The organism is Agrobacterium fabrum str. C58 (genome assembly GCF_000092025.1).
Lineage (GTDB): Bacteria > Pseudomonadota > Alphaproteobacteria > Rhizobiales > Rhizobiaceae > Agrobacterium > Agrobacterium fabrum.
This window is the reverse complement of the sequence record NC_003063.2, coordinates 1,884,520-1,908,184: the sequence shown is the minus strand read 5'-3', so window position 1 is coordinate 1,908,184 and position 23,665 is coordinate 1,884,520. Positions and strand designations below refer to the sequence as shown.

Here is a 23,665-nt window from a genome sequence, read left to right as displayed (position 1 = left end):
GTATTGGCTTTCGGGGCGGCGACACCGCCGCTCCGCCATCAGACCAAGCACCATGGAGGAGATGAATATGCTTGATGTCAGTCCCGCCACCAAAATCGATACGGTTCTTTCGAAGCTCGGCAATGCGCTTGAAGCCGGCGACATAGACGCCGCCGTCAACCTGTTTCAGGCCGATTGTTACTGGCGCGATCTCGTGACCTTCACCTGGAACCTGAAGACGCTGGAGGGCCGCGAACAGATCCACGACATGCTGGCCAGCCAGCTCGCCGCTATCAAGCCCTCCGGCTTCGTGCAGGATGCAAAAGAGCAGGCCTCTGAAGGCGGCGGCGTCACCGAAGGCTGGTTCGAGTTCGAGACCGGGGCCGCCCGTGGTTACGGTCATATCCGCCTGAAGGACGGGCTGATCTGGACCTTGCTCACCACCATGAGCGAACTGAAAGGCCACGAGGAACCAAAAGGCATTCGCCGGCCGATGGGCGCGGAACACGGCCACGACCGCAGCCGCCGGACCTGGAAGGAAAAGCGCGAGGCCGAGGCTGCGGAACTCGGTTATGCAGAGCAGCCCTATGTCGTCATCATCGGCGGCGGACAGGGCGGCATCGCGCTTGGCGCGCGCCTTCGCCAGCTCGGTGTGCCGACGATCATCATCGAAAAGAACGAGCGGCCCGGCGACAGCTGGCGCAAGCGCTATAAATCGCTCTGCCTGCATGACCCGGTCTGGTACGACCACCTGCCCTATATTCCGTTCCCGGAAAACTGGCCGGTCTTCACACCCAAGGACAAGGTGGGCGACTGGCTGGAAATGTACACGAGGGTCATGGAACTGAATTACTGGGGCTCCACCACCTGCAAATCGGCGCAATATGATGAGACGACCGGCGAATGGACGGTGGTTGTCGATCGTGCCGGAAAGGAAGTCGTGCTGCGGCCGAAACAGCTGGTGCTGGCAACCGGCATGTCCGGCAAGGCCAATGTACCGAAATTCCCCGGGCAGGATGTCTTCAAGGGCGAACAGCAGCATTCCTCGCAACATCCCGGCCCGGATGCCTATGCCGGCAAAAAGGTCGTGGTGATCGGCTCCAACAACTCGGCGCATGATATCTGCGCGGCGCTCTGGGAAGCGGGTGCTGATGTCACCATGCTGCAGCGTTCCTCCACCCATATCGTCAAATCGGACTCACTGATGGAGATCGGCCTCGGCGATCTCTATTCCGAACGCGCGGTTGCGAACGGCATGACAACGCGCAAAGCCGACCTCATCTTCGCCTCCCTGCCCTACCGGATCATGCATGAATTCCAGGTGCCGATTTACGACCGGATCCGGGAACAGGATGCCGAATTTTACGCGGCACTGGAAAAGGCCGGTTTCATGCTCGACTTCGGCGATGACGAGTCCGGCCTGTTCATGAAATATCTGCGCCGCGGCTCGGGTTACTATATCGATGTTGGTGCCTGCGATCTGGTGATCGACGGCTCGATCAAGCTGAAATCCGGCGTGGACGTCTCACATCTCACCGAAAATGCGGTGGTGCTGAAGGACGGCACGGAACTGCCCGCCGATTTGGTGGTCTATGCCACCGGTTACGGCTCGATGAACGGCTGGGCGGCGGATCTCATTTCGCGCGACGTGGCGGACAAGGTCGGAAAATGCTGGGGCCTCGGCTCCGACACTACAAAGGATCCCGGCCCGTGGGAGGGCGAGCAGCGCAACATGTGGAAGCCGACCCGGCAGGACGCCCTGTGGTTCCACGGCGGCAACCTGCATCAGTCGCGGCATTATTCGCAATATCTGTCGCTTCAGCTCAAAGCCAGACAGGCCGGGCTTAAAACACCCGTCTATGGGCTGCAAAAACCACATCATCTGTCCTGATCCAGGCGAAAGCGCCGGCCCGCTCTGTCTGGACGGGCCGGCAATCTTTACCGCTAGAGGCTATCGGACCGCCAGAAACGATAGAGCGCCGCGACATTGCCGCTGGTCATCAGCGGCATTGCAGCTTTCAGCCGCTCCGCCGGCCAGCCCCACCATTTCATCTCGAGCAGCAGGGCGATGCTATCGTCGTCAAACCGCTTGCGGATCGTTTTTGCGGGGTTGCCGCCGACGATGGCGTAGGGCTCGACGTCCTTCGTCACCAGCGCCCGCGTTCCGATCACCGCGCCATCACCGACGGTGATGCCGGGCATGATGATCGCTTCCGAACCGATCCAGACATCGTTGCCGATGACGGTGTCGCCCGCCGGCAGATAACCGTTGGCGGCATTCTCGAATTCCGGCACCTCCGGCATGAAGAAGAACGGGAAGGTACTGATCCATTCGTTGCGGTGCCCCTGATTGCCCGCCATGATGAAGGCGGCGCCCGAACCGATCGAGCAGAAGCTTCCGATCACCAGCCTGTCCGCGCCCTCATCGGGCAGCAGGTACCGGGCGCAATCCTCGAAACTGTGGCCGTGGTAATAGCCGGAATAATAGCTGTATTTTCCGACCACCAGGTTCGGGCTCTTCACCTGCTTGTCGAGTGTAATGCCCCGGAATGGGCTTTCGAAATAGTTTTCCATTGAAATAATCTCACTGCATCTGTTCGCATTAGCTTGCCTTCAGGCAAGCATACGCCAAGCGCAAAACCGACCGGTTTCGCGCCGGATGCTCCTCGCGCTCAGGCGGGAGCTAGATGCAGGTGATACTCGAGGCTTTAATCATGACTCATGGTTAGCCCAAAATACGCCGAAGGCCAAGCGCTGCCGCACACCGGTCGTCAGGCCTTACGACGCTATGGCCAGAATGATAGCGATCCCGATCAGCATCGGCCCCATCCATTTGAAATGACGCACCACCCGCGGCTGGTAAGCGGGGTTTTTAGAGAGAGCCAGATAACCGAACCCCACCAGCGTCATCCACAGGCCCGCGCAGAACATGATGAATTCATCGATATAGGCCGCGATCATGGCTCCCCCTCAGACGCATTGCAGACAGTTGCGATAAACCTAGCGGGCGTGAATGCAAAAGGCAAAGAACAGCGGCGGGCCAGGCCGACGCAGCGTAAAAAGCAGAACACCGGAGATCAGAGCCTGATCCCCGGTGTTCATGTCTGAAACGATGCCCTCAGCGCCCTGCCGGAAGCAAGGGCAGAACGCGGGAGAGGATCAGAACTCCTCCCAGTTGTCCGCTGCGGTATTCAACGCCGCATTGCCGGAAAACGCAGCCCTGATCCTTCCACCGAGGGCGCGGGCGGGCGAAACAGCAGGCCTGTCGGCCGCCGATGCCGTGCGCATGGGTGCTGCGGTCTCCGCATAACCGGCTTCAGAGAGCTTGAACTGCGCAATCAGCCGGTTGAGCGACGATGCCTCGCGGGCGAGGCCGTGGCTTGCCGCCGTGCTTTCTTCCACCATGGCGGCGTTCTTCTGGGTGTCCTGATCCATCTGGTTCACAGCCGTATTGATCTGCTGCAGGCCGGAGGATTGCTCCTGAGCCGATTCCGAAATGGCGGCAACGTGCCGGTTGATTTCCTGCACTTCCGTGACGATCAGTTCCAGCGCCCTGCCGGTTTCGCCAACCAGTTGCACGCCCTGCTGAACCTGCCCGTTCGACGTCGTGATCAGGTTCTTGATTTCCTTCGCCGCATTGGCGGAACGCTGCGCCAGTTCGCGAACCTCCTGCGCGACGACGGCAAAGCCCTTGCCCGCATCGCCCGCACGGGCCGCTTCTACGCCGGCATTCAGCGCCAGAAGGTTGGTCTGGAAGGCGATCTCGTCGATCACGCCGATAATGTTGGAAATCTCATTGGCGGAGGTCGCGATCTGCTCCATGGCGGAGACGGCCTTCTGAACCACTTCTCCGGATTTTTCCGCACCGATTTTCGCGCGGCCAACGAGGTGGCCGGCTTCCTGCGCCCGCTTGGTGGAATCCTTCACCGTCGTGGTGATTTCCTCCAGAGCCGCTGCCGTTTCTTCAACCGCCGCAGCCTGCTGCTCCGTGCGTCTGGCCAGATCGTCTGCGGCCGACCTGATCTCGTTGGCGCCGGCATCGATGCCGCGTGCATTCTGCGCCACCTGGGTCAGCGTCGATTGCAGCTGTTCCGCAGCCCGGTTGAAATCACCGCGAATACCATCAAGATTTGGCACGAAAGGCTGGGCAATACGGTAGGTCACGTCACCTTCAGCAATCCTGGACAGCGCCGTGGCGAGATTGTTGACTGCGAACTGAACGTCGGCGGCCTCCTGCGCCTTCTGTTTTTCGCGTTCGATCCGATCTTTCTCGGACATGGACCGGTTGGCTTCGGTTTCATTCTCGAGCCGCACGCGCGCGATGGCGTTTTCGCGGAAGGCCTGGACGGTGGCGGCCATCTGTCCGACTTCATCCCTGCGGTCCATGCCGTCGATCTCGCTTGCCGTATCACCGGCGGCGAGCGATTCCATCCGGGCGCGAAGCCGCGCAATAGGCGTGGTAATGCCGCGCGACGAGACCAGCAGACCAAGCGCAATCAGGGCGATGGACACCAGTGCGAGGGTGATGAGACCCGTCCAGATCGTCGTATTGGTGCTCGCCGTCAGCCGCTCCCTGCCGTCATTCATGACCTGGATGAGCTGCTCGTTGCCCGCACTGATTTTCGGCGAGACCTCGGTTATCTTCCTGAGCACGTTGAGCGCCATTTGCTGCGCTTCGGCCTGCTTGCCCGCCTGCATGAGGGTGATGACCTGGTTGCCGATCTCCTCGACCTCGACAACACCCTTGAGGATGTCGCGCGCGGCATCCGTGCGCGCCGGCACCAGCTCCATGATCTTGTTCTGGCGCTCTTCGAGCTGCTTGCGATCCGCCCTGAAGGTTTTGACCGCGGCTTCGAAATCGCTGCTCGCCGGGTCGTTGAGGCTGGCGCGCAGTATCTGCATGCCGAGCGCGTTGAGATTGCCGCTGGTTCTGGCGTTCAGCACCGCAGCAAGGGCCTCATGGCCGATGAAATCGCTATAGACGGCGTCGGTTTTTTTATATTGCAGGCTGACGTAGCTTATTCCGGAAAGCGACATCAGGCTCATCAACGAGATGACAAAAACGACCTTCGTTTTTATCTTGGTATTCTTCAGGAAAGACATGAATGGCCTCAAGGCAAGCGCTCTCCAGCCGTCGATAAGGGCGGCCGGGAACCATATGATGAAACATCGCGGGTAGCTGTTGCCCCTCCTCATAGGGCGACAAGCGGATGCCTTTTGAACCGCCGCTGGGGCAACTCAAGGTGGCTCTGCTTGTTCTACCGGCTCCGGATCAACCCTTGGAACCTGCGTATTTTAGATTTCACAAAATCACTAAATGAAGTGTTACCCGACCTATGCAAGTGCTGACAATTCGGCACGCGAGAGCCCATTTAATTTGTTGCATCAAATTATAAGAAACCATCTCCATACAAATGAAAACGCAGCGGAAATCGATTTCCGCTGCGTTCATTCATCTGATGCCGGTCAACTGGGCCGCATTCACAGGCCGAAGCCTGCGAAACCCGATGCTTAGTAGTGCACCGACTGGGAATCGATCGGCGTTGTCTTCGGCGGGGCGAACTTCGTCAGGTCGATCCCTTCGACGGCGGAGCGATACTCTTCAATGCTCGGCGTGCGACCAAGAATTGCAGAGAGCACCACGACCGGGGTGGAAGCCAGAAGCGACTCACCCTTCTTCTCGGCGCTGTCTTCGACGACACGGCCCTGGAAGAGACGGGTCGAGGTTGCGAGAACCGTATCACCCTTTGCCGCCTTCTCCTGATTGCCCATGCACAGGTTGCAGCCGGGACGCTCCAGATAGAGAATGTTGTCGTATTCGGTACGGTTCGAAGTCTTCGGGTTGACGTCATCGAATTCGAAGCCGGAATATTTCTGCAGGATTTCCCAATCCCCTTCCGCCTTCAGCTCATCGATGATGTTGTAGGTCGGTGCGGCAACGACAAGCGGTGCCTTGAACTCGACCTTGCCTTCGGTCTTTTCCATGTTGCGCAGCATCTGCGCGACGATCTTCACGTCACCCTTATGCACCATGCACGAACCGACGAAACCGAGATCGACCTTCTTGGTCGCGCCGTAATAGGAAACCGGACGGATCGTGTCATGCGTGTAGCGTCTGGAGACGTCGTTGTTGTTGACGTCAGGATCAGCGATCATCGGTTCGTTGATGATGTCGAGATCGACAACGACTTCCGCGAAATATTTCGCGTTCGCGTCCGGCTTCAGCGCCGGCGTTTCACCTGAGCGGATTTCGGCAATGCGCTGATCTGCCTTGTCAATCAGGCCCTTGAGCGTCTGGGCGGCATTGTCCATGCCCTTGTCGATCATGATCTGGATGCGCGACTTGGCAATTTCGAGCGACTCGATCAGCGTCTCGTCCTCGGAAATGCAGATCGACGCCTTGGCCTTCATTTCGGCCGTCCAGTCGGTGAAGGTGAAGGCCTGGTCAGCGAGCAGCGTGCCGATGTGGACTTCGATGATGCGGCCCTGGAAGACGTTGTCGCCATGCTGCTGCAGCATCTGCGCCTGCGTGGCATGCACCACGTCGCGGAAGTCCATGTAAGGCTGCATCGTGCCCTTGAAGGTGACCTTGACCGACTGCGGGATCGGCATGGTTGCTTCACCCGTTGCCAGTGCGAGGGCGACGGTGCCGGAGTCAGCACCGAAGGCCACGCCCTTGGACATGCGGGTATGGCTGTCGCCGCCGATAATGATCGCCCGATCATCCACGGTGATGTCGTTCAGCACCTTGTGGATCACGTCCGTCATCGAATGATAGACGCCCTTCGGGTCACGGCCGGTGATGACGCCGAAATTGTGCATGAAGGACATGAGCTTCGGCGTGTTGGCCTGCGCCTTTTTGTCCCAAACGGAAGCCGTGTGGCAGCCCGACTGGTAAGCGCCGTCAACCAGCGGCGAAATGACGGTGGCCGCCATCGCTTCCAGTTCCTGCGCGGTCATCAGACCGGTCGTATCCTGCGAACCGACGATGTTGACCTTGACGCGAACGTCCGAGCCGGCATGCAGCACCTTGCCGGGGGTGACGCCGACGGCATTGCGGTTGAAGATCTTCTCGACGGCGGTGAGGCCCTGGCCTTCGATCGAAATTTCCTTGTTCGGTGCAAAGACCTGGGTCGCCTCGACGCCTAGCGTCTGAGCCGCGAATGTCTGGAGCTTCTTGCCGAAAACGATGGCGTAAGAGCTGCCGGCCTTCATGAATTCCATCTTCTGCGGCGTGAAGGAAGAAGCGAGGTCCACCAGTTCGGTGCCGTTCTCGTCCCGCAGCTTGCGGTTCTTGGCGTCGATCTTGAGGACCGTGCCGGTCTCGACCGAATATTTCTGCTCGAGGATCGGGTTACCGTCATTGTTGAGGATCGGCTTGCCGTCTTCACCGAGCTTCTTCACCCAGTTCTTGAGGTTGATGCCGATCCCACCCGTCACATCGACGGTTGTGGCGAAAATCGGCGAAATGCCGTTGGTGCCGGCAACGATCGGTGCGTAATTCACGAAAGGCACATAGGGGCTGGCCTGCTTGCCGGTCCACAGCGCCACGTTGTTGACGCCCGACATGCGCGACGAGCCGACGCCCATCGTGCCCTTTTCGGCGATCAACATTACCCGCTTGTCGGGGTGCTGCTGCTGCAGCGCGACGATTTCCGCCTGCGCTTCCGGCGAGATCATACACTGGCCGTGCAACTGGCGGTCGGAGCGCGAATGCGCCTGGTTGCCGGGCGACAGGAGGTCGGTGGAAATATCGCCTTCGGCGGCGATGAAGGTAACGATCTTGATCTCGTCGTCGACATCGGGAAGCTTGGTGAAGAATTCGGCCTTGGCGTAGCTTTCCAGAACGTCTCTGGCGATGGCGCTGCCTTCCTTGTAGGCATCACGCAGGCGGAACATATCGGCGTCGTAGAGGAAGACCTGGGTCTTCAGAACTTCACCCGCCTTGGCGTCGATCGCGGCATCGTTACCGAGCGCGACATCGAGCAGCACCTTGATCGACGGGCCGCCTTTCATGTGCGACAACAGCTCCAGCGCGAAGGAAGGCGTGATTTCCGGCACCAGCACTTCACCAAGGATGATCTGCTTCAGGAAGGCAGCCTTGACGCCGGCAGCACTCGTGGTGCCCGGCAGGGTATTGTAGATGAAGAATTTCAGCGCATCGGCGCGGTATTCGCTGCTGGTATCCTCGATGAGCTCAATGATTTCGGCCGTCAGAGCGCCGTCATCGATGGGTTTGGGCGCGAGACCCAGTGTTTCTCTGCTTTTGATTTCAGCCAGGTAATCCAGGTAAAGGTTCATCGCAATCCCAACGTCATGGTGTCTATGGAGCCAAACACAACGCCACCGGACGGTGGCATCGATAGCCCCGGGTTTCTGTTGTTTTCGACTACGCCAACCGGGGCCGGCTGACAAGATGCCGCACTCCGGTAAAGAACTCGTAGACCGATAAAAAGCCGGTTACCGGGTCTTGCCGAGAAGACCCCTGCAAGCTTGCATAAAGTTGCAACCGATAGCGCATTTCACCCGGAAGTTTTCCGGCTCTCGCCGTTAATAAATTATTAACCAAATCAGCACGAGTATTAGCTTATTCTAATTACCCGCTATTGGCGTAATTCGATACCGTGCATGGCCAATCGGCAGCACGACAGCTTGGGAGGCAGCATGAGGTTTTCGGCATCAAGCTACTTGTTACCGCTGGCGGCACTGGTTCTGACACCGGCTTCGGGCCTCGCGCAGGTCGCCACGACGAATTTCAACGTCCAGATCACCATTCAGGCGGCATGCCAGATCAATTCTGCCGGCAATCTCGATTTCGGAACCAATGGCGTGATCGGCGCCCCGATCGACGTCACCAGCCAGATCGTCGTGCAATGCACTGCTAGCACGCCCTTCAGCCTCGGCCTTAGCGCTGGCGCCGGCTCGGGAGCGACGGTTGCCAACCGGCTAATGACGTCGGCTGCGGGTGCGACCATTTCCTACTCGCTCTATACGACTGCTGCACATAGCACGGTGTGGGGCAATACCGTGGGAACGGACCGGCAAACGGGCACGGGAACCGGGGCACCGCAGAACTTCACTGTCTTTGGGCGCGTACCTGCCCAGACGACACCCGCGGTCGGCGTCTATACCGATACGGTGACGGCCACGCTCAATTACTGATCGCCATAGGGAGGATCGCGCATGCGTCTTTTTACCTTAGCGGCTGCGTTTTTTGCCGGTTTGAGTGTTTCACCTTCACAGGCTGCATCCCTGCGGGTCGCCCCCGTACTTCTCGATCTCAAGGCCCCGACAGCGGCCTCCAGCCTTCGCATCTGGAACGATGCAAAAACCCCGATCAACGTGCAGGTCCGGATTTTCCGCTGGACCCAGCAGAATGGCCAGGATGTCTACACGGCGGTAAACGACGTCGTCGCCAGCCCGCCGATGACGCAGCTGAAGGGCGGCGCGGAAAATCTCATCCGCATCGTCCGGCTTTCCAAAACGCCCGTCAGGGCGGAGGAGAGTTACCGCATCATCGTCGATGAATTGCCGCCAGCGGGAAAACCGCAATCCGGCACCGTCAATCTGGTGGTCCGCCACTCCATACCCGTTTTCTTCTCGCCCGCTTCCACCGGAGATGCGGAGCCGGTCTGGAAAGTGACGCCGCAGGGCAAGGGTTACAAGGTCTCGGTGTCGAACGCAGGCGAAAGGCGCATCAGGATCGCCAACCTGATACTGTCAGGCGGCAACGGCCAGCCAATTGGCCGGCAGCAGGGTCTGGTGGGTTATGTGCTTGGCAAATCCGCCGCAACCTTCCTCGTTCCGGCAACGGGCGGCAAGGCCGGCGGCACGCTGAAGATTTCGGCAGACAGCGAAGGCGGCCCCGTCAATGCGACGGCGCGCGTCTCGGGCGGCTAACCTTGCCGTTTTGACGATTGCCGGTTTGACGGTCTTTTTTTCGGGCAGTTTCTCCATGGCGCAGGACATTCCCCCTGCGGCAGCAGCGCCTTCTTTTGCCGCAGGAGAAGCGGGACAATTGCAGCTCGAAGTCTACATCAATGATGTTTCGACGGACCTGATCGCGACATTTCGCCAAAACGACGCCGGATCGCTTCTCATCGAGCCGGATCAGCTGAAGAATATCGGAATTTCCCCGGTCGAGAGCGCGGTCAGTGCGGATGGCTGGATCGATGTTTCCCGGCTGCCCGAGGTGACGGCGCGTTACGATGAAAGCATCCAGTCCGTGCATTTCACCCTGCCCATGGCGGCGCGGGCAAACAAGGTGATCGACGCGTCAGGCAAAAGCACGCACGAAGAAAACAAAGAGACCGAGGAGAAGGCCACGAGCAACTTTGGAGGTCTGGTGAATTACACGATCTATGGCTCGTCCGGTGGTGGCACATGGTCTGACATCGCCGATTTCAACGGCGTTTCCGCCCTTCTGGAAAGCCGGGTGTTCGGCCCGCTCGGCGTATTGTCCTCGTCCCAGGTTCTGAGCACGTCGCGCCTGTCGGAATTCGATACGCAGCGCCTCGATACCACCTGGAGCTATTCGAATGAAGAAACGCTGACGACCTATCGGGCCGGTGATCTGATCACTGGCGGCCTGAGCTGGACCCGGCCGACCCGGTTTGGCGGCTTGCAGATCCGCCGGAATTTCGATCTGCGGCCGGATATCGTCACCATGCCCATGCCCGAATTTTCCGGTTCCGCCGCCGTGCCCTCCACAGTCGATGTCTACGTCAACAATATCCGCCGCCTGTCGCAGGATGTGCCGGAAGGACCCTTCTCCATCACCAATCTTCCCGTCATCAGCGGCGCGGGGAATGCCAGGCTGGTGGTGCGGGATGCGCTCGGCCGCGAAATCGTGTCGGAAACACCGTTTTATACCTCGCCGGACCTGCTGGCGCAGGGTCTCGTCGATTTCTCGGCCGAACTCGGTTTTGCCCGGCGCAATTACGGAACATCGTCCTTCGATTATGACGACAGGCTGCTCGGATCGGCGACGGTGCGTTACGGGGTATCGGACGGGTTCACGGTCGAAGGCCATGCCGAAGGTGGCGAGGATTTCTACAATGTCGGCCTCGGCGGTGTTTTCACGCTCGGAGCCCATGGATTGGCGGCACTGTCCGGCGCATCGAGCCGTTTCGGCGATGAAAGCGGCTATCAGCTTTCCGCAAGCGTCGAGGCCGAACTGCTCGGGGTGAGACTTAATGCACGATCGCAACGGGCATTCGGCGATTATAACGATATGGCCTCCGTCTCCGCCAATACGTCGAAAATCCAACCGATTTCAGGGTTGCTCAGCGTGCGGCCGCCGCGCGCCCTCGACCAGATTTCGGTTTCCACGCAGCTCGGATTCGATGAGACCAGCCTGAACTTCTCCTACACCCAGCTTGAAACCTTTGATGAGCGCCGATCCCGCCTTCTCGGTCTCTCCGCCACGCGGCCCTTTGGCGAAAACGGCGATATCTTCGTTACCGCCTACAAGGACCTTGAAGACAGCAACTCCTACGGCATTTTTGCCGGCCTCTCCTGGTCGTTCGGTGGCGGCGTCTCGGGCTCCGCCGGCATGTCCTCCAATGCCGACGGATATTCCCTGACGGCTGAGGTCGTGAAATCCGAAGAACAGGCGGAGGGAAGTTACGGCTGGCGGCTGCGCGGCGCGCTTGGCGGCAATGATATCGCCTCCGCATCCGGCAGCTATCGCGGCACAGCCGCACGCGTTTCGGCCGGCATCGACCAGTTCAACCGCACGACACAAGCCTATGCCCAGATCGAAGGATCGATCGCGGTCGCCGGCGGCGATGTCTTTATCGGCAACCGGATCGATGACGCCTTCGCCGTCGTGGATGCGGGCGCACCCGGGGTCGATATTCTGCTCGAAAACCGCCCGATCGGCCAGACGAACCGCCGCGGCAAGATATTGCTGCCGAACCTGCGCTCCTACGACGTCAACAACATCACGCTCGACCCCAGCAACCTTCCGGTCGATGCCCGCATCGACCACACCAAACAGACGGTGAGGCCAACCGAGCGTGCCGGCGCGGTCGTCAATTTCAAGGTGGAAACCGAGGGACAGGTGGCACTGGTAACGCTAAAGGCCGAGAGCGGCGACTTCATCGAAACCGGGTCGACCGGCACGATCGACGGCAAGCGCGAGTTCATCGTCGGCTATGACGGGCAGGCCTATCTCGACAATATCGGTGCAACCCACCGTCTCCACATCACGCAGCCCACCAGGGGAAAATGCGAGGCGGAGATCATCGTTCCCACCGCAGGCGCTGAACGCGCCACTCTCGAAACCCTCTGCAGGAGCGTTCAATGAAGGTCCTGACCCGCGCGGCACTTGCCATCGCCGCCGCTTTCGTCGCCTCCCCCGTTCTGGCGCAAAGCTGCACCTTCAGCATGTCGGACATGAATTTCGGCTTCGTCAACCTGGCGGGCGGCGCAGCCGTGGACACCACGGCGACATTGTCGGTGACCTGCAACAACCCGTTGTCGCTGGCGCTTTCCATTCGTATCTGCCCCAACATCAATGCCGGTGGCGGCGGACAGTCAGGCGGCATCCGCCGAATGCTCCAGGGCAGCAACATCCTCAATTACCAGCTCTATCAGACTTCCGCCCGAACAACCGCCTGGGGATCGGTCACCCAGCCGGCGCTCGGCGCGCCGCCACCGATCGATATGGCGTTGCCGCTGCTGATCAACAGCACCACCCGCACGGTTTACGGCAGGATCAATGCGGGGCAGGCCTCTGCCGCACGCGGCCTTTATCTTTCCAGCTTTGCCGGCGGCGAGACCAGCTTCACCTATACGAGCTACACGCTGCTGGCACCGAGCTGTTCCTCCGTCACCCAGAACCCCACGCAGGTGCCTTTCACCGTGTCGGCCGCGGTGGCGCCCACCTGCATCATCTCGGCCCAGAACATCAACTTCGGCAGTCACGGCGTACTCAATACGGCGGTCGATGCGAATGGGGCCATCAATCTCACCTGCACCAATGGACTGAACTACAGCGTGGCGCTGAATGGCGGCCTGAGCAACAGCCCGCCCGCCGCGCGCCAGATGGTGCAGGGTGCGGCGTCGATCATCTACGGCCTCTATCGCGATGTAAGCCGCACCAATGTGTGGGGAAGCGCCGCCGGGCAAATCGCCACGGGCACCGGAAACGGCAGCCTGCAGACTTTGACCGTCTTTGGGCGCGTGCCGGCGCAGAATACGCCTGCACCGGGAAATTACGCCGATACCGTCGTCGTGACGGTAAACTACTGACGTGCGCGGGGTAAGGCGCCAAGTTCCAGCCGCCGATCGATACCGATGCCGGAGAGAAACGCCTCATCATGGCTGACGACCAGCAAGGCGCCGTCATAGGCCCTGAGACCCGCCTCCACGGCCGTAATGGAATCGATATCTAGATGGTTCGTCGGCTCATCAAGGATCAGCAATTGCGGCGGCTGCGGGCCACCGAGAACGCAGGCAAGGCCGGCACGCAACATCTGCCCACCCGAAAGTGTTCCGACGATCCGCAAGGCGGCATCCGCGCGGAACATGAAGCGCGCGAGCGCTGCCCGGCAGGCATTTTCCCCTGATTGCGGGTTGAGCCTGAGGAAGTTATCGCGGATCGACAACGTCGCATCCAGCAGGCTGACCTGCTGATCGAGGAACGCGCCGCTGACACCGAGGTAAACGCTGCCTGCAAAGGGTTCCAAATCCCCTGTTATCACTGATAGCAGCGTCGTTTTTCCCGATCCATTCGGACCGGTGACGGCGACCCGTTGCGGACCGGTTATCTCGAAGGACAGATCCTTAAGCACTGGATTTTCGGGAAAATATCCTGCGGTCAGACCTTGCAGGCTCAGCACGGTTTTAGTCGCGTGCAAGCCGCTGGGCGGCAAGGTGACGGTGACGTCCTGCAGGATTTCGATCCTTTCGCGTGCCGTCCGCAAATCATCCGCCGCTTCGGTTTTCAGGCGGCTGGCGAGATTGGCATTGTCCCCGCTCGTCTTTTCGGCGCGCCTCTTCATACCGCCGGCAGCGATGCGCGGCATGTCTCCCTTCGCCGCTTTTGCAGCACCCTTCGCATCACGGCGCGCCTTGCGTTCCAATGCCTCCTGCGACTTCTTCCTGACCTCGGAGAGGCGCTTTTCGGCGCTGGCAATGTCCTGTTCTGCAGCGGCCAGTTCCAGCACCTTTTGCGCGCGATAATGGCTCCATTTGCCGCCATAGCGCATGGCACCGAGCGTGTTCATCTCGACGATGGCATCGAGGGTCTCGAGAAGCTCGCGATCATGGCTGACCACAATCGCTCCGCCGCGCCAGACCGCCAGGAAATCGACAAGGAACATGCGGCTGTCGCGGTCGAGATTGTTGGTCGGTTCGTCGAGAATGAGGAAATCCGGCACGGCGTGGATCTGCGCGGCAAGCGCTGCCCGTGTGCGTTGCCCGCCCGAGAGCGCAGAAAGCGGTGTGAGGGGGGATGTATCGAGCCCAACCACGGCCAGTGCCTCGGCAATCCTCTCCTCCAGCATCCAGTCGACATCGCCGAGTTCCTCGAGCGTTGCCATTCCCGCCTGCGCGCGCGAAAGGACGTGCAACGCATGGCGCGCCTCGAACAGGTCGGCGATGGTCTCATCGTCCCCGACCTGCACGCTTTGCCGCAGAACGCCGATCCTGCCGGAAAGGGAGACCGTGCCTGTTGATGGCAGCAGCTCACCGGTGATCAGCTTCAGAAGCGTCGTCTTGCCGACGCCGTTGCGTCCCACAAGGCCAACGCGTTCGAGGCCGAAGCGAAGATTGATATCGGAAAAAAGCAGATGACCGTCAGGTGTTGCCCACGAGAGGTCTGAAAGGGTGATGGCATGCGGCATGGATATGGGTTCTCCTGATGACAAGGCGTTGCGGCTTTGTGATCGGGTTGAAATCCATGATGCACCATCCTGTTGGTATTGCGGAGAAAACGCCCTTACGCGAACAAAGCGGCGCGTTCATGGCGTGGGTTCAATGTTCCGAAGGAAACGCCGGGAGGATGCCCCCGGCATTTCTTTTTTTCAGGCCACCAGGCCCTTGGTCAGTTCCAGCGCCTGCCGCTCGAACAGCCGGCGGTAGATGCCGTCATGGAGGCGGATCAGCGCCTGATGGTCGCCCTCCTCGACAATCCTGCCCTTGTCGAACACCAGCAGCCGGTCGAGCGCCCGGACCGTGGAAAGACGGTGGGCAATGACGAGCGTGGTGCGGCCATCCATCAGCCGTTCCATCGCCTGCTGGATCTGCACTTCGCTTTCGCTGTCGAGGCTTGACGTCGCTTCGTCTAGGATCAGCACCGGCGCATCCGCCAGGAACGCCCTGGCAATGGCGACGCGCTGGCGCTCGCCGCCCGACAGCTTGACACCGCGTTCGCCCACCATGGTCTCATAACCCTTCGGCAGGGACATGATGAAATCATGGGCGCTCGCCTGTTTCGCCGCCTGCTCGATCTCACGACGCGAGGCATCCGGCCGGCCATAGGCGATGTTTTCCGCCAGCGTGCGGTGGAACAGGATGGGTTCCTGCTGCACGATGGCGATCTGGCCGCGCAGGCTCGCCTGCGTGACATCGGCGATGTTCTGCCCGTCGATGCGGATAGCCCCCGCCTTTATGTCGTAAAGGCGCTGGATGAGCTTGACGAAGGTTGTCTTGCCCGAACCGGAGTGACCGACCAGACCCACACGCTCGCCCGGCTTGATGGTGACCGAGAAGTCCTCATAAAGCGGGGTTGCATGCGCGCCATACTGGAAGGTGACATGATCGAAGACGATCTCGCCCTTGCCGATATTGATCCGCTTGGCGTCCGGCCTGTCTTCGACACCCAGCGGCATCTTGTCGAGCAGCACCAGCTCTTCCATGTCATTGACGGCGCGCTGCAGGTTGCGGATATCCTGGCCCACATCGCGCAGATAGCCCTGCAACACGAAAAACATCGCCAGCACGAAGGTGATGTCGCCCGCTGTCGCCAGACCCTTCTGCCACATGATGAGGCCGGTGCCGAGGATGCCCGCCTGCATCGATACCATCATGAAGCTCTGGATAGTGCCGTTCAGCGTTCCACGTTTCCAGGTTCTGCGCGTCCGATTGTCCCATTTCACCAGCACATGACCAAGCCGCGTTTCTTCACGGGTTTCGGCACCGAAGGCTTTGACCACCGCGTTGCAGCTGATCGCATCCGCCAGCGCGCCGCCAAGCCGGGTGTCCCAGGCATTGGCAAGCCGCGCCGCCGGCGACACATAACCCATCGAAAGCCCGACCGTGACACCGATATAGATCAGCGAGCCGAGGCCGACGATCAGGCCCATGACCGGCCAGTAACTGCCAAGCACTACGGTGGCGCCCACCAGCATGACGATGGAGGGCAGGAGCGCAACGAGCAGCAGGTCGTTGAGCGAATCCAGCGCCCACATGCCGCGCGTGATCTTGCGCACCGTCGAGCCGGCGAAGCTGTTGGCGTGCCAGTCGGTGGAGAAACGCTGCACCTTGTGGAAGCCGTTATTGGTGACGTCAGCCATGGTCTTCAGCGTCAGCCGGATGATGCCGTTGAAGATGAACCAGCGCAGCACAACACTGGTAAAGCCAAGCGCAACCACGATGACGAAAGCGCGCAGAGCGCCATCACCCGCATTGGCACCCCCATTGTCACCAGCGATGGCATCAACGATCCGGCCGGAAAAGACCGGCACCATCACTTCGGCGAGCGTGCTGGCAACCACCAGCACGATGATGAAACCCACGAGCGCCTTTCGGTGGCTCCAATGGTTGAAAACAAAGCCGAGCACATGGCGATAGGCATCGGCGCGGAAATCGAGCTTCTTGCGAGACATTTTAACCAGCCCGGCGCCACGAAACAGGACGACCGGTCCTCAAAACGGAAGTTGGACGGCACAGCCCGGGCGGGAGACAAGATGATCCCGTCAGATCAATCGGGCTATGAAGGAAAAGAAAACCGCATGTCGGGCGCGCATAAGGCGGGCCGCGAATGGATATGACCTAGTGTCGGGTCATTCCCTGCGGGAGGGTCTTGATGAATGATGATGTCATGCAACGCCTCCCTTTGTTCGATCTGACGCAGTGAAGTATTTTTTTAGCTGAGCCGCTCGAGCTTGCCAAGCAGGTTTTTGCAACCTTGTGGCAAGTGATGTCAAAATAACACACCAGCCGACCGGTCGTCACAATCGTGGCCGCTCCGAGTGCGGCCACGATCTTCGAGGTCAATATCATCCGCCGCGCAATAAGACAGGATGCGCGACGGCAAGCCGGAAGCAGGGATTTAACGCTCCCGATCAGTCCATCTGCACATTCGCGTTCTTGACCACGGGTTCCCATTTGGCGATCTCCGCCGCGACGTGGTCTTTCAGTTCATCCGGCGAGGAGGCGACGATCTTTGCACTGAACTCCGCCATGCGGGCGGCGACGCCAGTATCGGCAAGCGCCTTCTTGGCGGCGGCGTTGAGCTTGTCGATCGCATCGGCCGGCGTGCCGGCGGGCGCAAAGAGGGCGTTCCAGGTATAGGTCTCGTAACCCGGTACGGTTTCGGCAATCGTCGGCAGATCCGGGAAGGACGAAGCCCGCTCCTTGGTGGTCACACCGAGCGCCCGCAAGGTGCCGGATTTTATATGTCCTGACGAAGACGGCAGATTGTCGAACATGATGGAAATCTGGTTGCCGAGAAGATCGTTAAGCGCCGGTCCGGCTCCCTTGTAGGGCACATGCTGCATGCTGACGCCGGCCATGCTCTTGAACAGCTCGCCGGAAAGATGCAGCGGGGTGCCGTTGCCGGAAGAGGCATAGGCATATTTATCGGGTTCAGCTTTGAGGAGAGCGATCAGCTCCTCGACGCTGTTGACGTTGAGCTTCGGATTGACCACCAGCACATTCGGAACCACCACCAGCAGCGAAACCGGTGCGAAATCCTTCTGCGGGTCATAAGGCTTGGTCTTGAGGATGAGCGGGTTGAGCGCGTGGGTGGCAACCGTGCCCATCAGGATCGTATAACCATCGGGCTCGGCGCGGGCCACCCGGTCGGCGCCGAGATTGCCACCGGCTCCGGCGACATTTTCCACCACGATCTGCTGGCCAAGTTCGTCACCCATCTTCTGCGCGATGACACGCGCCACCACGTCGGTGGAGCCGCCCGCCGCGAAAGGAACGACCAGCGTGATCGTTCGATCGGGAAAGCCCTCGGCACTAGCAGTCATTCCCATCATGCCGAAAGACACCGCCGCGGCGGCAAGTTTCAACACGGTGCGCCGTTTTGAAGACCGGTAAATCATGAACCCTCCTTATACATGGCCTCCTCGCCATCGGGGCATAGTAGCTAAAATGCAAATCAGGGCAACCCGCCGGGTGCCGGGCGATCCCGGCAGGTTTTACGCAGCAGAAGCCCGTCAGGCCTTCAGGCGCTCTTCGACAACCCGCCAGTTGACCAGCTTGTCGAGCACGGCGCGGATATGGTCGGGCTTGCGGTTTTCATAATCGAGGTAATAGGCGTGTTCCCAGATATCGATGCCGAGATAGGCCGGGCGGCCAACGGCCACGGGGTTGTTGCCGTCCTCATATCCGATCAGCGCGAGCTTGTTGTCGTCGTCGCGCGTCAGCCACACCCAGCCGGTGCCGAACACCGTGTCGGACACATCGACCGCGCGTTTGATGAAACCGTCATAATCCCCGAAGGTCTCGTTGAGGGAAGCAGCGAGATCACCCGTCGGCCGGTTCGGTCCGCCCGGAACGAATTGATCCCAGTAGGCGACATGGTTCCATGCCTGCGCGGCATTGTTGAAGATTTTGACATCCGCCGCCGCCTTCGACCCGGCGGATTCCTTGACGATCCCGGCCAGCTCCATGTCGGCATAGCGGGTGCCGGCCGCAAGCGTGTTCAGCTTGTCGAAATAGGCCTTATGGTGTTTTCCGTAATGCAGGCCGACCGTTCTTGCCGAAATAACGGGCGCCAGATCGGCCTCGGCAAAGGGAAGTTTCGGCTGTGTCAAAGGCAGTGCGGCCTGCGCGACATGCGGGCGGGGAAAAATCGCAACGGTGGCTGTTGCCGCGCCGGCGGTGAGAATGGTGCGTCTGGTGATGTCCATCATATCCTCCTCATGAACGGTGATATGGGACTAACCCCGAACTACGGCCCTGGTTTCCTCACGCGGATGCAAATCTGTCGCGAACCATGACGATCGGGGTAGCGACGTTGTGTAGACACTCTCCCCGGGGGACAGATGGATGGGTGACCAGCGCATAAAGAAAGGCCCTCCCGATTGGAGAGGGCCTTGCCCATCAGTAGCGATAGTAGTCACGACGGTCGCGGTAGTCCCGGCGATCGCGCCATTCACGCCATTCCCGTCTCGCCTGACGTTCACGCCATTCCCGGCGGCCTTCCCAGCGATCGCGCCGGTCCCAGCCGCGCTCATAACGTGGCGGGCCGTTCGGGCGGCAATAACCGCGCGGTGACAGGTGGAAGCCGCGTCCGCAGGCATAATCCACCGTCTGAACGTGGGATGCCGAAGGTGCGGACGGTTGGCCGACAGGCATGGCATTCGCGCCGGTGCCGAACAGGGCGCCGAAAATCAGTCCGGCGGTTAAAATCATCTTGCGCATCTTATCTCCCTCCTTGTGGGATAGGGGGATTTAGCGCCCAGCCGGGTGAACTGTGGCTGAATGAATCGTGATTTTTTCGTGGCAGCGGGCCGCAGCCGTGACCAACATCGGCGCGTTTAGAAGGAACCCTGCGACGGCTCGTACATTTACCAATGCAAGGAAAAATACAAAGGGAGAGCCAAATGGATTGGAATCGCGTTGAAGGCAACTGGAAGCAGATGAAGGGTAAGGTCAAGGAGCAGTGGGGCAAACTCACCGACGACGACCTCGACGTCATCAATGGCAAGCGCGAGCAGCTCGAAGGGAAGATCCAGGAGCGTTATGGCTACGAAAAGGATCGAACCAAGAAAGATATCGACGACTGGTACGGTCGTCAGGGCTGGTAGAGAAAAGACCCCGCTTCGGCGGGGTTTTTGTATTGTGCCAACTACGTGCCGAGTGGACATCTCTCGATAATCATTCCACCTGCACCAGATGGCCAGGTGATACCGTTCTGTAATGTCGCGTCGGCGCTTCATAACTCATTGTCCGTATCGGGCTTTTCAGCTCGTCATTGGATATGCCGCGTCTCATCCCGCGCCGGGCCGGGTCGGGCACCGGTACCGCTGCCATGAGCTTTTTTGTGTACGGATGCTGCGGATTGTCGAAAACGGCGGCCCGCGGCCCGATTTCCACGATCTCGCCGAGATACATCACCGCTACACGATGGCTGACGCGCTCAACCACCGCCATGTCGTGCGAAATGAACAGGAAAGCAAGATTCAGGCTCTGCTGCAGGTCGAGCAGCAGGTTGCAGACCTGCGCCTTGATCGATACGTCGAGCGCCGAAACGCTTTCGTCGGCGACGATGACCTTTGGATCGAGCGCAAGCGCGCGGGCAATCGCGATGCGCTGGCGCTGGCCACCCGAAAATTCATGCGGGTAGCGATTGGCCATATCGGCCGACAGGCCTACCTTCTCCAGAAGATCGGCCGTCTTTTCCTTCGCCTGTTTCGTGCTGCCTAGCCTGTGCTTGATGAAAGGTTCGGAAATCGCCGTGCCAACAGTCATGCGTGGGTTGAGCGAGGAGAACGGGTCCTGAAAGATCATCTGCACGGATTTGCGCATGTTGCGCAGCCCAACGGTATCGAGCCGCATCACATCGTAACCGTCGAGCGACACATCGCCGGATGACGGTTCCACGAGGCGCATGATCGAGCGGCCTGTGGTGGATTTTCCGCAGCCGGATTCCCCCACAAGCGACAACGTCTCCCCCTGAAAGAGATCGAAGGAAACGTTTTCGACGGCATGGACCGCACCCGTCTGACGCGCCCAAAGACCGGAGCGGATGGGAAACCTTGTCACGAGGTTCTTGACCGACAGAACCGGTGTCTGACCGCACGCAACCGTCTCCGCCACCTCCTGAGGTTCGGTCGAAAGACCGGTTTTGAGGTCGAGCACCGGAAACCGCGTCGGCCATTGCCGGTCATGCATCGAGCCGAGTTTCGGTACCGCCGAAAGCAGCGCCCGCGTGTAGGGATGCTGGCCACGTCGGAATATGTCCTCGGTCGCTCCGGTCTCGACCGCGTCACCGCGATACATCACGATCGTCCGGTCGGCGATTTCGGCCACCACACCCATGTCGTGAGTGATGAAGAGAACCGACATGCCCTCCTCTTCCTGAAGCAGTTTGATCAAGTCAAGAATCTGGCCCTGAATGGTGACGTCGAGCGCCGTCGTCGGCTCGTCAGCGATCAAGAGCTTCGGCCGCGACGCCAGCGCCATGGCGATCATCACGCGCTGACGCATGCCGCCGGAAAACTGGTGCGGATATTCGTCAAAACGGCTCGCCGCGTTGGGAATACGGACCTTCTCCAGAAGCCGCACCGTTTCCGCCCGAGCCTCCTGTTTCGAAAGCCCCTTGTGACGGATGAGGACTTCAGAAATCTGGCGGCCGATGGTGAAGATCGGATTGAGCGAGGTCATCGGCTCCTGAAAGATCATCGAGATATCGTTGCCGCGCACGCCGCGCATCTCTCTTTCGGAAAGCGTCAGCAGATTGCGCCCGTTGAGTAGCACTTCGCCCTCGATGTGGCTGGAGGCCGGGGCGAGCAGGCGCATCAGCGACAGCGAGGTGACCGACTTACCGGAACCGGATTCGCCGACAATGGCGACGGTTTCGCCGGACTTTACATCGAATGAGACGTCGCGCACAACGCTTTTCCACTCGCCATCGACAAGGAAGGAGGTGGTAAGGTTTCGGACGGAGAGGACTGGTTTTGTCTCCATGATGTCACCGTCCCACCGCGTAGGCTTGCATGAGCCGCGGTGTGGCGGCAGCGCGCAGCAGGCCATCCGCATCCCGGCGAGCAGCGGTGAGCCGACCGACCGACCAGGCATCGGCAACAGTGACCCGGTGACCGCGCCGGCGCAGCTCGGCGAGCGTCGCCTCGCCCACCGTGCCTTCCACCATGATTTCACCCGGCGAACTGGTGCGCGGATAAAATGAACCCGGAAAATGCGAGGTGTGGAACAGCGGCATGTCGATGGCCGCCTGCAGGTTCTTGCCGTGGTGGACATAACGAAGGAAGAACGGCAGTTGCCACTGGTCCTGCTGGTCGCCGCCGGGCGTGCCGAACACCATCGACGGGCGTCCCTGATGCAGCGCTAGTGAGGGCGTCAGCGTGGTGCGCGGCCGTTTGCCCGGCGCGAGCGAGGTCGGCAGGCCTTCCTTCAGCCAGAACATCTGGGCGCGGGAATTGAGCGCGAAACCCAGACCCGGCACGATGGGCGAGGATTGCAGCCAGCCGCCCGAAGGCGTGGTGGAGACCATATTGCCCCAGCGGTCGATGACATCGATATGCACGGTGTCACCGCGCTTTTCCGTCAGATGCGACATGGTCGGCTCGTAGACGGTACCCTTGCCGCTCATTTCGGCCAGCATGGCCAGGGTGGCATCCACCTGCTTTTCGTAACCGGGCACGGTGCCGGGGCGCAGTTCCAGCGAGGCCTCACTGCCGATCAACGCCCGGCGTCCGGCATTATAGCCTTCGGAGAGAAGATATTCCGTCGGAATCTGGCCAAATTCCGGATCGCCGTAATAGACCTCGCGGTCGGCAAAGGCGAGCTTCATGGCTTCGACGATGGTGTGGATGAAGTCGGGACCGGACGGGTCCATGGAAGCAATGTCGAAGCCCTTCAGAAGCGCCAGCGATTGCAGCAGAACCGGCCCCTGTCCCCAGGCGGGCGTCTTGGCAATCGTCCAGTCGCGATAATCAAGCGTCTGCGGCGCTTCGACGGTCGCGCTCCACCCGGCCATATCCTGCGCCGTCAGCACGCCCTTGTGCCGTGCGCCGCTGGCATCCATCACCTCTGCGGTCCTCACGTAACCGTCGATGGCTTCCGCAACGAAACCCCGATAAAAGGCATCGCGTGCCGCTTCGATCTGGTTCTCACGGCCGGAGCGCGCTTCGGCTTCGGTGATGATCCGCTGATAGGTCGCGGCTAGAACCGGGTTCCGAAAACTGGCGTGAGGTTCCGGCGCGGCACCGCCAGGCAGCCATGTCTCGTATGATGTCGGCCATTCCCTCTCGAAGAAATCGGCCAGACCCTTGATGGTGGCGGAGACACGCGGCAGCGTCGGGTGCCCGTACTCGGCATAATAGATGGCGGGTTCCAGGACATCGCGCACGCTCATCGTGCCATAGTCGCGCAGCATCAGCATCCAGCCATCGAAGGCACCGGGAATGACGGTGGCGAGCAGCCCGTCGCCGGGGATCAGCTTCAACCCTTCCGACGTATAGTGCTCAATCGTCGCACCACTCGGAGCCGGCCCCTGCGCGCAGATAACCTCAACCTTGTCCTTCTGCTTTGAATAAAACACGGCCGGCATGTCCCCGCCCGGGCCGCAGAGATGCGGCTCGACGATCTGCAGAACGAAACCGGTGGCGACGGCGGCGTCGAAAGCATTGCCGCCTTTTTCGAGGATCGCCATACCAACCGCCGAGGCGATCCAGTGCGTTGAGGTGACGACGCCGAAGGTGCCAAGGATTTCAGGGCGTGTGGTGAATTCAGTCATTCCGATATTCCTTGTAAAAAA

Annotated in this window: 17 protein-coding genes; 6 read left to right on the top strand and 11 right to left on the bottom strand. The window is 60.2% G+C overall.

Features of this window, described 5'->3' with window-relative positions; all coding sequences use genetic code 11:
- Positions 1 to 67 precede the first annotated feature (67 nt).
- Entirely contained in the window at positions 68 to 1,870 is a 1,803-nt protein-coding gene (locus ATU_RS22235; RefSeq protein ID WP_010974115.1) for an NAD(P)/FAD-dependent oxidoreductase, read from the top strand.
- Positions 1,871 to 1,923: 53 nt separating this feature from the next.
- Here the strand turns inward: ATU_RS22235 and ATU_RS22230 are convergent, their stop codons facing one another.
- The 4 genes from ATU_RS22230 to ATU_RS22215 all read right to left on the bottom strand — a co-directional run bounded on the left by ATU_RS22230 (position 1,924) and on the right by ATU_RS22215 (position 8,280).
- Complete coding sequence (locus ATU_RS22230) at positions 1,924 to 2,553, bottom strand: type B-1 chloramphenicol O-acetyltransferase CatB1 (RefSeq protein WP_010974114.1); 630 nt, start codon at positions 2,551 to 2,553, stop codon at positions 1,924 to 1,926.
- A gap of 204 nt (positions 2,554 to 2,757) precedes the next feature.
- Entirely contained in the window at positions 2,758 to 2,940 is a 183-nt protein-coding gene (locus ATU_RS22225; RefSeq protein ID WP_010974113.1) for a hypothetical protein, read from the bottom strand.
- Between the two features lie 198 nt (positions 2,941 to 3,138).
- Positions 3,139 to 5,082, bottom strand: a complete 1,944-nt coding sequence (locus tag ATU_RS22220) for a methyl-accepting chemotaxis protein (protein WP_010974112.1) — start codon at positions 5,080 to 5,082, stop codon at positions 3,139 to 3,141.
- A 408-nt stretch (positions 5,083 to 5,490) separates the two neighbouring features.
- Positions 5,491 to 8,280, bottom strand: a complete 2,790-nt coding sequence (locus ATU_RS22215) for a bifunctional aconitate hydratase 2/2-methylisocitrate dehydratase (RefSeq protein ID WP_010974111.1) — start codon at positions 8,278 to 8,280, stop codon at positions 5,491 to 5,493.
- A 363-nt stretch (positions 8,281 to 8,643) separates the two neighbouring features.
- Between ATU_RS22215 and ATU_RS22210 the strand changes: the two genes are divergently transcribed.
- The 4 genes from ATU_RS22210 to ATU_RS22195 are packed head-to-tail and all read left to right on the top strand — an operon-like array spanning position 8,644 to position 13,236.
- Positions 8,644 to 9,141, top strand: coding sequence for a Csu type fimbrial protein (locus ATU_RS22210; protein ID WP_010974110.1), 498 nt, complete (start codon positions 8,644 to 8,646; stop codon positions 9,139 to 9,141).
- Positions 9,142 to 9,162: 21 nt separating this feature from the next.
- Positions 9,163 to 9,879: a fimbrial biogenesis chaperone gene (locus tag ATU_RS22205; RefSeq protein ID WP_006311365.1), complete on the top strand. Its 717-nt coding sequence runs from the start codon at positions 9,163 to 9,165 to the stop codon at positions 9,877 to 9,879.
- On the top strand, positions 9,851 to 12,289 hold the full coding sequence (locus ATU_RS22200) for a fimbria/pilus outer membrane usher protein (protein WP_010974109.1): 2,439 nt from the start codon (positions 9,851 to 9,853) through the stop codon (positions 12,287 to 12,289). Before ATU_RS22205 ends, ATU_RS22200 begins: the two co-directional genes overlap by 29 nt.
- Positions 12,286 to 13,236, top strand: a complete 951-nt coding sequence (locus ATU_RS22195) for a Csu type fimbrial protein (RefSeq protein ID WP_010974108.1) — start codon at positions 12,286 to 12,288, stop codon at positions 13,234 to 13,236. Before ATU_RS22200 ends, ATU_RS22195 begins: the two co-directional genes overlap by 4 nt.
- Here ATU_RS22195 and ATU_RS22190 read toward each other — a convergent pair.
- The 5 genes from ATU_RS22190 to ATU_RS22170 form a co-directional block, all read right to left on the bottom strand.
- Positions 13,230 to 14,831, bottom strand: coding sequence for an ABC-F family ATP-binding cassette domain-containing protein (locus ATU_RS22190; RefSeq protein ID WP_010974107.1), 1,602 nt, complete (start codon positions 14,829 to 14,831; stop codon positions 13,230 to 13,232). The two genes, ATU_RS22195 and ATU_RS22190, sit on opposite strands and share 7 nt — an antisense overlap.
- Positions 14,832 to 15,011: 180 nt before the next feature.
- The gene (locus tag ATU_RS22185; protein WP_010974106.1) at positions 15,012 to 16,814 is read right to left on the bottom strand and encodes an ABC transporter ATP-binding protein; all 1,803 of its coding nucleotides are present in this window, start codon (positions 16,812 to 16,814) and stop codon (positions 15,012 to 15,014) included.
- Between the two features lie 459 nt (positions 16,815 to 17,273).
- On the bottom strand, positions 17,274 to 18,263 hold the full coding sequence (locus tag ATU_RS22180) for a Bug family tripartite tricarboxylate transporter substrate binding protein (protein ID WP_010974105.1): 990 nt from the start codon (positions 18,261 to 18,263) through the stop codon (positions 17,274 to 17,276).
- A gap of 114 nt (positions 18,264 to 18,377) precedes the next feature.
- Positions 18,378 to 19,073 (bottom strand): superoxide dismutase, encoded by a 696-nt coding sequence (locus ATU_RS22175; protein ID WP_010974104.1) that lies wholly within the window; start codon positions 19,071 to 19,073, stop codon positions 18,378 to 18,380.
- Between the two features lie 193 nt (positions 19,074 to 19,266).
- Positions 19,267 to 19,587, bottom strand: coding sequence for a GCG_CRPN prefix-to-repeats domain-containing protein (locus ATU_RS22170; protein WP_006311356.1), 321 nt, complete (start codon positions 19,585 to 19,587; stop codon positions 19,267 to 19,269).
- 182 nt (positions 19,588 to 19,769) lie between these two features.
- On the opposite strand from ATU_RS22170, the gene ATU_RS22165 reads away from it, so the two are divergent.
- Complete coding sequence (locus tag ATU_RS22165) at positions 19,770 to 19,973, top strand: CsbD family protein (protein WP_010974103.1); 204 nt, start codon at positions 19,770 to 19,772, stop codon at positions 19,971 to 19,973.
- A gap of 70 nt (positions 19,974 to 20,043) precedes the next feature.
- On the opposite strand, the gene ATU_RS22160 is transcribed toward ATU_RS22165, so the two are convergent.
- The gene (locus tag ATU_RS22160) at positions 20,044 to 21,855 is read right to left on the bottom strand and encodes an ABC transporter ATP-binding protein (protein ID WP_010974102.1); all 1,812 of its coding nucleotides are present in this window, start codon (positions 21,853 to 21,855) and stop codon (positions 20,044 to 20,046) included.
- Positions 21,856 to 21,859: 4 nt separating this feature from the next.
- Positions 21,860 to 23,644 carry a gamma-glutamyltransferase family protein gene (locus ATU_RS22155; RefSeq protein WP_010974101.1) on the bottom strand — a complete coding sequence of 595 codons (1,785 nt, stop codon included), beginning with the start codon at positions 23,642 to 23,644 and terminating at the stop codon, positions 21,860 to 21,862.
- Positions 23,645 to 23,665: the final 21 nt, after the last annotated feature.

Coding starts and splice junctions, on each gene's coding strand:
- ATU_RS22215 (WP_010974111.1), bottom strand. CDS start 8,280: ATGAACCTTTACCTGGATTACCTGGCTGAAATCAAAAGCAGAGAAACA.
- ATU_RS22160 (WP_010974102.1), bottom strand. CDS start 21,855: ATGGAGACAAAACCAGTCCTCTCCGTCCGAAACCTTACCACCTCCTTC.
- ATU_RS22230 (WP_010974114.1), bottom strand. CDS start 2,553: ATGGAAAACTATTTCGAAAGCCCATTCCGGGGCATTACACTCGACAAG.
- ATU_RS22175 (WP_010974104.1), bottom strand. CDS start 19,073: ATGGACATCACCAGACGCACCATTCTCACCGCCGGCGCGGCAACAGCC.
- ATU_RS22235 (WP_010974115.1), top strand. CDS start 68: ATGCTTGATGTCAGTCCCGCCACCAAAATCGATACGGTTCTTTCGAAG.
- ATU_RS22190 (WP_010974107.1), bottom strand. CDS start 14,831: ATGCCGCATGCCATCACCCTTTCAGACCTCTCGTGGGCAACACCTGAC.
- ATU_RS22210 (WP_010974110.1), top strand. CDS start 8,644: ATGAGGTTTTCGGCATCAAGCTACTTGTTACCGCTGGCGGCACTGGTT.
- ATU_RS22165 (WP_010974103.1), top strand. CDS start 19,770: ATGGATTGGAATCGCGTTGAAGGCAACTGGAAGCAGATGAAGGGTAAG.
- ATU_RS22185 (WP_010974106.1), bottom strand. CDS start 16,814: ATGTCTCGCAAGAAGCTCGATTTCCGCGCCGATGCCTATCGCCATGTG.
- ATU_RS22170 (WP_006311356.1), bottom strand. CDS start 19,587: ATGCGCAAGATGATTTTAACCGCCGGACTGATTTTCGGCGCCCTGTTC.
- ATU_RS22180 (WP_010974105.1), bottom strand. CDS start 18,263: ATGATTTACCGGTCTTCAAAACGGCGCACCGTGTTGAAACTTGCCGCC.
- ATU_RS22225 (WP_010974113.1), bottom strand. CDS start 2,940: ATGATCGCGGCCTATATCGATGAATTCATCATGTTCTGCGCGGGCCTG.
- ATU_RS22200 (WP_010974109.1), top strand. CDS start 9,851: ATGCGACGGCGCGCGTCTCGGGCGGCTAACCTTGCCGTTTTGACGATT.
- ATU_RS22155 (WP_010974101.1), bottom strand. CDS start 23,644: ATGACTGAATTCACCACACGCCCTGAAATCCTTGGCACCTTCGGCGTC.
- ATU_RS22220 (WP_010974112.1), bottom strand. CDS start 5,082: ATGTCTTTCCTGAAGAATACCAAGATAAAAACGAAGGTCGTTTTTGTC.
- ATU_RS22205 (WP_006311365.1), top strand. CDS start 9,163: ATGCGTCTTTTTACCTTAGCGGCTGCGTTTTTTGCCGGTTTGAGTGTT.
- ATU_RS22195 (WP_010974108.1), top strand. CDS start 12,286: ATGAAGGTCCTGACCCGCGCGGCACTTGCCATCGCCGCCGCTTTCGTC.